This window comes from Sodalis-like endosymbiont of Proechinophthirus fluctus (genome assembly GCF_001602625.1).
GTDB lineage: Bacteria > Pseudomonadota > Gammaproteobacteria > Enterobacterales > Enterobacteriaceae.
On the sequence record NZ_LECR01000051.1, the window covers coordinates 29,487 to 31,488 of the forward strand.

Consider the following 2,002-nt stretch of genomic DNA (forward strand, 5'->3'; position numbering starts at 1 on the left):
CTTAACTGAATTTCCTTAAATGAAAATTAAGAGCGGCAATGAATAGATTTATTTTAAAATGTTTGTTTAAATTTTATTTAACAACTTATATGCGGATATTCTTTCATCACGCCATGTAATATTTTCCTATCTCTGTATTGATTTCTAGTCTTCGCCTAGAATAGGCGTATATCAGCATCATAATTAAAATCGTTTACCCTCACCCTGTGCCAGTTGTTTTTAACTTTGCATAGGGAAATAATTTAAATACTCTACAATGAAATCAATAAGCTTGATGTCTTATTCCACCATAAACTTTTTTCCTCAACCATTGTGCGTCGGTAAAAAGGTAATTCGGTTGTCTTTTTCCGCTAATGTCACTTATTTCCCCTTTTACGGGCAAGCGTCATAGGCAGTGTGTTCGGCACGCGCAAACGGATCTCGGCGTTGTGGAACCGCGCGCCATCGGCATTGGGAAATTTGAGCCATAGGTGAAGGGAGACGTAGCCCACAGTCGTAAATGATCATCGGTCTTAGGTGTGATAATAAGCGGATTGTCTAGCCTATCCCAAAAGCCGCGATGGCACAGCAGGAAAACCAGGGCGTGCTAAAGGCTTGTTCGACACTGTTAGCGTGGGTGCCTGATCACATGGCAGCGCAGTCTATCGCCGAATGTGCTACGTTGGCCAGACGCTTATTTTCCATCGATAGCTTTTGGCGAAGTCATCTCCTGCCGCTTGGAGCGGCACTTTTTTAACGCAAACCCAAGAGGCACCAACTCCATACCACACACGGGCTGCAAACAGCCAGCGGAATCCCCTCTTTACCGCTAGCTTGTAGCACTGTCCTTCTTAGCCTGCCAGACGCCGTGCGGCGGCAGCACAGTTTTGCAACAATTTACAGTCTGGCGCCAGCACTTATTTAGGTCGTTAGGCAGGGGACATAGTGATACCGTGGTGTTACTGATAACTCAGCGTAATCGGCGCGTCCGGGATTCCGGGATGTAGGTATAGGTAGTGATGATGGTAATTATAACACCGGTCTGCTCAAAGGCCGGCTTCGCACGAAATTGCGCTATCATTAGGTCTTAGGTCCGGTTTCTAGGCAATAACACTCTCCAGATTTACCTGTCCTTAATCATTAAATCCCATGGAGATAATATCGCCGAAGGCCAGCCAAGCTTTTCTCAGCAGTTCCTAAGTCTGGGTGTCCTGTTTCTTGGATAAATTATTCCAAGCCACCACATGGTGGAAGGAATTTTCCCGATCCAGAAGCGCCAAAAGAAAGGATATAGCGGCCATACTGCAATATGACATGTTAGGGTTCTTTTGCCAGCGTAAGCATTTGGCCGTCCATGTCGGTGACCGTCAGAGGATAAGTGCTTGCCAAGGAACTGGCCGAGGCGCACAGCACACTAATCGTCGTCGTCATCATCTTAAATTTTAATACATATATTAAATTTATATTTATTTATTATTAAATATAATATACCTATTAATCACATCTGTCCACGCTGGGTTATGAGACCATGCTATTATGATTTGGTAGCTTTGCATCGCTATCCGGCGGAGTAACCCAGGCAGGTGACAGCAAAAAGTTAAACCATCCGTAAATAAACGGTGGAAAAACACCATCATTAGCCTCCGATGCCCGCTTACCGTATGTAGAGGAGGTCTTTACCCTCGTGATAGTTTAGATCAACGATTCAGCTCCACAGACTACACCTCCCTGGCCTCGCCATAACTTAGGCCTGCTGTAATTAATGTTCCTTATGACAACATCCCCTCACGTTCTCTTTTCGTTCTGAACTCTGGTAGTCATCTTCATAGGCATTGTCGCCGGTACTAAGCGGTATGCATGCTTCATGCTTTACAGCATCTCTTTTTTGACTATAGCTCGCCACACATCATCAGCCAAGAGAGCTTTTACAGCGCGTCTCCGCCGCATCCCCCACTGCGACGCGCTAGCGTCCTGATGTTCTGCGCTCCGGTTATCGGACAGTGTCTGGTAGCTGCTTTATCGC

Annotated in this window: 1 protein-coding gene; it reads right to left on the reverse strand. The window is 45.7% G+C overall.

The genetic code is table 11. The features are described from left to right. Positions 1-356: 356 nt before the first annotated feature. On the reverse strand, positions 357-491 hold the full coding sequence (locus BG74_RS18980) for a hypothetical protein (protein WP_256364235.1): 135 nt from the start codon (positions 489-491) through the stop codon (positions 357-359). Positions 492-2,002 lie beyond the last annotated feature (1,511 nt).